Source organism: Nocardiopsis chromatogenes YIM 90109, from assembly GCF_000341185.1.
Taxonomy (GTDB): Bacteria; Actinomycetota; Actinomycetes; order Streptosporangiales; family Streptosporangiaceae; genus Nocardiopsis_A; species Nocardiopsis_A chromatogenes.
In genome coordinates this window covers 1-7,010 of sequence record NZ_ANBH01000329.1, presented here as the reverse complement: position 1 = coordinate 7,010, position 7,010 = coordinate 1, and the positions used below count along the sequence as shown (strand labels likewise).

Annotated in this window: 5 protein-coding genes; 3 read left to right on the top strand and 2 right to left on the bottom strand. The window is 75.0% G+C overall.

What is annotated here, in order from left to right; genetic code table 11:
• Positions 1–1,571 precede the first annotated feature (1,571 nt).
• Positions 1,572–2,429 carry a S1C family serine protease gene (locus D476_RS0128750; RefSeq protein ID WP_239648854.1) on the top strand — a complete coding sequence of 286 codons (858 nt, stop codon included), beginning with the start codon at positions 1,572–1,574 and terminating at the stop codon, positions 2,427–2,429.
• Positions 2,430–2,911: 482 nt separating this feature from the next.
• On the opposite strand, the gene D476_RS0128745 is transcribed toward D476_RS0128750, so the two are convergent.
• Together D476_RS0128745 and D476_RS0128740 are read right to left on the bottom strand one after the other, a co-directional pair.
• Complete coding sequence (locus D476_RS0128745) at positions 2,912–3,370, bottom strand: nucleoside deaminase (RefSeq protein WP_017627340.1); 459 nt, start codon at positions 3,368–3,370, stop codon at positions 2,912–2,914.
• A gap of 49 nt (positions 3,371–3,419) precedes the next feature.
• Positions 3,420–4,559, bottom strand: coding sequence for an Mrp/NBP35 family ATP-binding protein (locus D476_RS0128740; protein ID WP_026123947.1), 1,140 nt, complete (start codon positions 4,557–4,559; stop codon positions 3,420–3,422).
• Positions 4,560–4,776: 217 nt separating this feature from the next.
• Here D476_RS0128740 and D476_RS0128735 point away from each other — a divergent pair, with 217 nt between their 5' ends.
• Together D476_RS0128735 and D476_RS34915 are read left to right on the top strand one after the other, a co-directional pair.
• Entirely contained in the window at positions 4,777–5,721 is a 945-nt protein-coding gene (locus D476_RS0128735; RefSeq protein WP_017627338.1) for an RNA polymerase sigma-70 factor, read from the top strand.
• 264 nt (positions 5,722–5,985) lie between these two features.
• The coding region (locus D476_RS34915; protein WP_040728587.1) for a CPBP family intramembrane glutamic endopeptidase at positions 5,986–7,010 on the top strand (1,025 nt) is incomplete at its 3' end.

Genomic DNA, 7,010 nt, shown 5'->3' with positions numbered 1-7,010 from the left:
GGCCCGGTGTCCGCTTCGCCCGGTTTCCCGGCCACCGGGGCGCCTTTCGCGCCCGGTTCGACGCCCGGGGCGGCCCGACAGGCGGTGCGGGGGTGCGTTCATCGCGATATCTGAACGGGATCCGGTGCCTGGAGGGCCTTAAACGGTACGCCGGGGCCGTTTGCCGGGCCCGGTGTCACTGTGTGTAGCCCATATCGGCCCCGCACGGGCCTCGCGGGCCCGGCCGGGGAGCCCGGGCGGGCCCGTCCCCACCCCCACGGCCGCGCCGAATTCCCCAATCGGGCATGAACGGGACATCTCGCTCCTAGAACCGGTTCTGGAATCGCGGTGTTCGTCGTCCCGGGGCGTCCGTGGGTGTCGCTGGGCGCGTTTCCCGCCCCCGCCCGCACCTAACGCGGAGTATCCGCCCAGGTCACGGGGCTGCCGGGGTTCACCGTGCAGGCCCGGCGGCCGCCACGGATGCGGAAGAGCGCGATTCCCGGTGCCGCGCCGTCCCGCCCGGACCGCGAGGAGCCCACCGCGCCCGGCAGGCAGGATCAGGGAACCGCCCGGCTATCGCCGTTGCCGCTGCTGTTGGTTGCGCTCTGGCGGCCCGCCGCCCGGCAAGCAGCCCTGAGCGGGGCACCGGCTGTGCCGTTGCCGCCATCAACGGCGATCCCCGCACGCCTGCCACCCGACAGTGCTGCCGGAAGGCCCGCCGACCTTCGTCGTCGCCGCCTTCCACCTCGCACCCCGGCGGCCCGCTGCCCGGCCGGGGCCGGTGAGCGGGGCACCAGCTGGGCCGCCGCATCCCTGAACCGCGAGGAACCCCCCGCCCGGCAGGCAGGATCAGGGAAGCGCCCCGTTCACTCCGCCGCCGCCCTTCCAGCTCACACTCCGGTGGCCCGCCGCCTGCCCGAGGCGGTGAGTGTGGGTGGCCCCTGGAGTCGGATGTGACACCGCTCGCGCGGGCGGTCCCTTTCGTGGCGCCGGCCGGGCATTCTCGACGGGGAACCGTGGCCGCCTGTGGCCGGTGGTGCGGGGTGAAAGCGCGCGGTGCCGGGCCGATGGGGTATACCGCCCTTCGGGGACGTAAAGTACGCCGTCGGAGACTCGGTGAACCGCCGCCGACACCGGCCGGACCGCGCGCACCGCTCGTACCGCCCGCTAACCGAAGGTTTACGCCACCACCCCCACAATCGGGGGCGGCAGCGACAGACGGAGACCTCATGACCGACGAGACCGGACCCCCCTCCCCGGACGGCCGGGGGACGCCGCCACGGCCGCAGCCGCCGGGCGGCGAGCCGCCCAGGCCCTGGCCGCCCGTGGCCGGGACCGGCCCCCAGCCGTCCGGCTCCGGCCCCGTGGGGCCCACGCAGCAGCGGCCCGTCGGGCCGCAGGGGCCCGGTGCGGCCGGTGCGGCGCACGGCGCCCCCGGGATGCCCGGTGCGCCCGGCGGTCCGCCCCCGGGCGCCCGGCCCCCCGGTGGGTCCGCCCAGGGCGGCTTTCCGGGCGGCGGTCCGCCGCCGCAGGGCCCGGAGGGGTTCGCGGCCCCGCCGCCCGGTCCGCCGCCGCGCCGCCCCCGCAGGGGGATGCCGGTGTGGGCGGTGCTGGTGACCGTGCTCGTGGTCTCGCTCGTCTCGGCCGGGGTCGGCGGCTACGTCGGCGGCGGCATCGGCGGGCCCGCCCCCGAGCCCACCGCCGACGGCCCCAAGCTCAACACCGCGCTGCCCAGCGATGCCCCCAGCCGCGCCCCCGACACCATCGCCGGGGTGGCCCAGCGGGTCAGCCCCAGCGTGGTGTCCATCCAGCCGAGCGACCGCCGCCAGGGCGGCAACGGCTCCGGCTTCGTCATCGAGGGCGACCACGTGGTGACCAACTTCCACGTGGCCGGTGCCCTGGAGGACGGCATGGAGGTCGTCTACGGCAACGGCCGCTCCAGCCCCGCCGAGATCGTGGGCACCCGGCCCGAGTCGGACCTGGCGGTGGTCAAGGTGGAGCGGCCCCAGCAGGTGGAGCCGCTGGAGTTCGGCACCTCCGAGGACGTGACGGTGGGGGACCAGGTCATCGCCATCGGCGCCCCGCTGGGCTTGGCGGGCACCGTGACCACCGGCATCATCAGCGCCAAGGACCGCCAGGTGGCGCTGGGGGAGGACGGCGACCGCACCGACATCCAGGCGCTGCAGACCGATGCGGCGATCAACCCCGGCAACTCCGGCGGCCCGCTGGTCGACCTGGAGGGGCGGGTGATCGGCGTGAACACCGCGATCGCCACCATGGGGGCGGCCCCCGGCGAGCAGAGCGGCAGCATCGGCCTGGGCTTCGCCATCCCCTCCGACCGGGTGGACGGGGTCGTGCAGGAGATCATCGACGGCGGTGCCGCCCCGGGCGGCGGCGCCGGGGACGAGGACGAGGGGGGCTCCGAGCCCAGCCCCGGCGGCGGCAACTGACCGCCGGCCGACCGGCGGCCGCACCCCGTGAACGGCGGAGGCCTCCGGAAGGGACCCGGTCCCTTCCGGAGGCCTCCGCCGTCCTGTTCCACTCAAACTGGTCGCCCGACCTGCGGAGGTGTACCGGGTTGGGCGAGACGCCGTCCGGATTCCGTCCCCCTCGGGGCGGCCCGCCTCCCGCGCGTATGCCCTGGCCGATTCCTTGACCAGGGGCGGTCGTCCTTCGGCCGCCCGGCCATGGCGGCCGGAGGTTCCGCGGACGCCATCCGGTCCGCAGGCGGGCGCGGCTGCCCGGTGGCGTCCGATGGAGGGGTGTCACGTGCGGCGGCCGTGGCCGCGTTCGGCGGACGGTCCCCGGTCGTCCGCCGACAGGCGGTGCGCCGGTCAGGGACCGGAGGGCGGGCCCGGCCCGCCCTGGAGCCGTACCGGGCGCGCCGACCCGGGCGGATGGGAAACGACGCCGCTCCGGCGGACGTGTCCGGTTACCCGTCCTCGCCGATGTCCTCGTTCCACAGGGCCGGTTCGGCGGCGATGAACTCGGTCATCATCCGTACGCATTCCCCGTCGTCGAGGACCACCACCTCGACGCCGTTCTCGGCCAGCCAGTCCTGGCCGCCGGAGAAGGTGCGCTTCTCGCCGACCACCACGCGGGAGATGCCGAACTGGCGCACCAGCCCGCTGCAGTACCAGCACGGTGCCAGCGTGGTCACCATGGTCGTGCCCGCGTACGAGCGCTGGCGCCCGGCGTCGCGGAAGGCCGCGGTCTCCCCGTGCGCGGACGGGTCGCCGTCCTGCACCCTGCGGTTGTGGCCGCGCCCCAGCACCTCGCCGCCGCGGCCGATCAGCGCCGCCCCGATCGGGACGCCGCCCTCGGCGCGGCCCGCGCGGGCCTCCTCCAGGGCGACGCCCAGCCACCTCCGGTAGTCCTCGGTGCCGGGCACCCGGCCCCCCTCCTCGTCGGAACCTCGTCGGCGCCTGCGCGCCGCGGCGCTACTTGCGGGTCGGGCTGATGCCCAGCTGCATGCCGGACAGGCCGCGGGGCTTGCCCGCGAGCTTCTCGGCGATACCGCTCAGAAGGCCGCCCGCCTCGGAGTCGGGGTCGGTCAGCACCAGCGGCTTGCCCTCGTCGCCGCCCTCGCGCAGGCGCACGTCCAGGGGCACCTGGCCGAGCAGCGGGACCTCGGCGCCCAGCGCCGTGGTGAGGCCGTCGGCGACCTTCTGGCCGCCGCCCTCGCCGAACAGGTAGGTGCGCTCGTCGCTGCCGGGCGCCACGTAGTACGACATGTTCTCGATGACCCCGGCGACCCGCTGGTGGGTCTGCGCGGAGATCGCCCCGGCGCGCTCGGCCACCTCGGCGGCGGCCTGCTGCGGCGTGGTCACCACCAGGATCTCGGCGCTCGGCAGCAGCTGGGCCACGGAGATCGCGATGTCGCCGGTGCCCGGGGGCAGGTCCATCAGCAGCACGTCCAGGTCGCCCCAGTAGACGTCGGCGAGGAACTGCTGCAGCGCCCGGTGCAGCATCGGGCCGCGCCACACCACCGGCTGGTTGCCCTGGGTGAACATGCCGACCGAGATGACCTTCACGTCGTGCGCGGCAGGCGGCAGGATCATGTCCTCGACCTTGGTGGGCGGCAGCTCCACGCCCAGCATCCGCGGCACCGAGTGGCCGTAGATGTCGGCGTCGACGACGCCGACCTTGTGCCCCTCGGCGGCCATGGCGGCGGCGAGGTTGACGGTCACCGACGACTTGCCGACGCCGCCCTTGCCGGAGGCGACGGCGAAGACCTTGGTGAGCGAGTTCGGCTTGGCGAAGGGGATCTCCTTGTCCGCCTGGCCGCCGCGCAGCTTGGTCTGCAGCGCCTTGCGCTGCTCGTCGCTCATCACGTCGAGTTCGACGTCCACCCGGGTGACGCCCTCGACCGTGAAGACGGCCTCGGTGACGTCCTTCTCGATCCGGCCCTTCATGGGACAGCCGGCCACCGTCAGGTAGATGCCGACGTGCACGACGCCGCCGTCGGCGATGTCGACGCTCTTGACCATGTCGAGGTCGGTGATGGGACGGCGGATCTCGGGGTCCTGGACGGTCGCCAGGGCCGCGTTCACCTGCTCGGTGGTGGGAGTGGAGGACATGTACCCCATGGTAATGATCGCGCGCCGTGACCAGAACACGCGGGGATACCTGGTAAGGGTACCCTTATCCGCAGGTCAGGCAGGCCCCGTCGGCGCGCGCCCGGCGGTCGGCCCGGTCGGCGCCCCCCGGTGTCACGGATCGCCCCTGGCAGGTGTCCTCTACTCTGGCACGATTCCGCCGCCGCGATCGGCGGCCGCGACCGAGGAGGGGACGGGCATGGGCGAGGCCGGGACGCCGGACGCCGGGGTACAGGGCGCCGAGGGCCGCGAGCGGGAGTTCACGCGCCACCGCGGACTGCTGTTCGGCGTCGCCTACGACATGCTCGGCAGCGTCCACGACGCCGAGGACTGCGTCCAGGAGACCTGGATCTCCTGGGACCGCCGCGACCGCTCCGACGTCGCCGACCCCCGCGCGTACCTGGTGCGCTCGGTCACCAACACCGCGCTGAACCGGCTGCGCTCGGCGCGCGCCCGGCGGGAGGCCTACGTCGGCCCGTGGCTGCCCGAGCCCGTGGCGACCGCCCCCGACGCCGCCGAGGAGGTCGAGCGCGCGGAGGAGGTCTCCTACGCGCTGCTGGTGGTGCTGGAGACCCTGGGCCCGGTGGAGCGGGCGGTGTTCGTGCTGCGCGAGGTCTTCGGCCTGCCCTACGCCGAGATCGGCGCCGCGGTGGGCCGGGAGGAGCCCGCCGTGCGGCAGATCGCCCACCGCGCCCGCGCCCACGTCCGGGAGCGGCGGCCCCGGTACACCGCCGACGAGGCCGAGCGCCGCCGCCTGACCGAGCGCTTCCTGGCGGCGAGCGCGGTCGGCGACGTCGACGCCCTCAAGGACATGCTGGCCGAGGACGCGCTGCTGGTCACCGACGGCGGGGGGCGGGTGCGCGCCGCGCTCAACCCGATCCGCGGCGCCGCCAAGTGCGCCCGCTTCCTCGCCGCCCTCGGGCCCAGGTACCCGGGGGTGGCGGCCGAGGAGGTCGAGGTCAACGGCGGGCCCGCGATGGTGCTGCGGGCGCCGGACGGGGACGTCGTCGGCCTCTTCGTGGCGGAGATCTCCCAGGGCCGCTTCACGAGCATTCTCGTTCAGCGCAATCCCGAGAAGCTGCGGGCGTTCGCTCTCGACGGTGATGCCGGGGACCCCGGGGGCGCAGGGGAGGGCGGTGCTTAGCGGGGCGGGCGTGGCGCCGGTTTCCCGCGCGCTTTCCCGCGCGCGGGGCCCACGAGCTGCGCATCCCTGGGAACGGATGCGGCGGGTTCTTAACGGCGGCAATACATGGCCGGATAGTAATCTCGGCAAACGATGAGAAAAACGCCACCGCCGTCGGGCGCTTCATGGTCGTCCGAGCCGCCGGAATGGGAGCGGGGCCGGGTTGCGGGGGATACCGGTCCCCAGGCGTGGGCCGGACCGCCGGACGGTGCCTCCGCGGAGGACGTGCGCCCCGTCTGGGCGTGGCCGCCGCCGGAGCCGCCCCGCCCCGCAGGGGCCGGGCCCGCGTCGGCCCGCCCGGGGACGCCCTATCACCGGCTCGCCCGGACCTGGCGTTTCCGTTGGTGGATCCCGCTGCTCGCGACGGTGGTCGCGGTGCTGCTGGTGCTGCTCACCCAGATCGTGATGTTCATGGCCGCGGGCATCTACATGGTGCTGGAGGGGCGGCCGACCAGCGGTGAGTCCCCGTTCGGCGCCGAGGTGCCCGACCTGGCCTTCATGCTCGTCGTGCTGTCCACGATGACGCCGATCGCCCTCCTGGTGGTGCGCACCGTGCAGTGGCGGCCGGTGGGGTCGCTGATGTCGGTCGAGGGGCGGCTGCGCGGCCGCTGGCTGGGCGTGTGCGCGCTGGTCGCGGTGCCGGTGCTGGGCCTGTACCTGGGGCTGCTGTACACGCTGCAGCTGCTCACCGGCGGCGGCGCGGAGTTCGTGGGCCCATTCGTCGGCATGGAGCGGTTCCTCCCGGCGCTGGCCGTCATCGTGCTGCTCGTGCCCTTCCAGGCCTCGGCCGAGGAGATCGCCCTGCGCGGCTTCCTCATGCAGGCGGTGGGCTCCTTCGGGCGCCCCGCCGACGCCCCGCGCGGCGCGTCGGTGCTCTCCCGCGCGCTGCGCACCCCGGTCGCGGCGATCCTGGTCAGCGGCACCGTGTTCGCCCTGATGCACGACTACCAGGAGTGGGCGCTGCTGGACGTGGCGGTGTTCGGCCTGGCCGCGGCCTGGCTGACCTGGTACACCGGCGGCCTGGAGGCCGCGATCGGGCTGCACGTGGTGCACAACCTGGCGGCCTTCGCGCTCACCGCCTACGAGGGCGGGCTGGCCGACGCGGGGACCGGGTCCGGCGCGTGGACCGGGGTGGCGGGCACCACCGGGGAGGTGCTCGTCTACTGCACGGTCACGGCGCTGCTGGCGCGGCGGATGGGCGTGCGCCGGACCGTCCCCGGAGACCCGGACGCCCACCCGGAGCCGCCCGC

Bases quoted from the DNA above. Each gene is read 5' to 3' on its own strand.
- D476_RS0128740 (WP_026123947.1), bottom strand. From the start codon at position 4,559: ATGTCCTCCACTCCCACCACCGAGCAGGTGAACGCGGCCCTGGCGACC.
- D476_RS0128735 (WP_017627338.1), top strand. From the start codon at position 4,777: ATGGGCGAGGCCGGGACGCCGGACGCCGGGGTACAGGGCGCCGAGGGC.
- D476_RS0128750 (WP_239648854.1), top strand. From the start codon at position 1,572: ATGCCGGTGTGGGCGGTGCTGGTGACCGTGCTCGTGGTCTCGCTCGTC.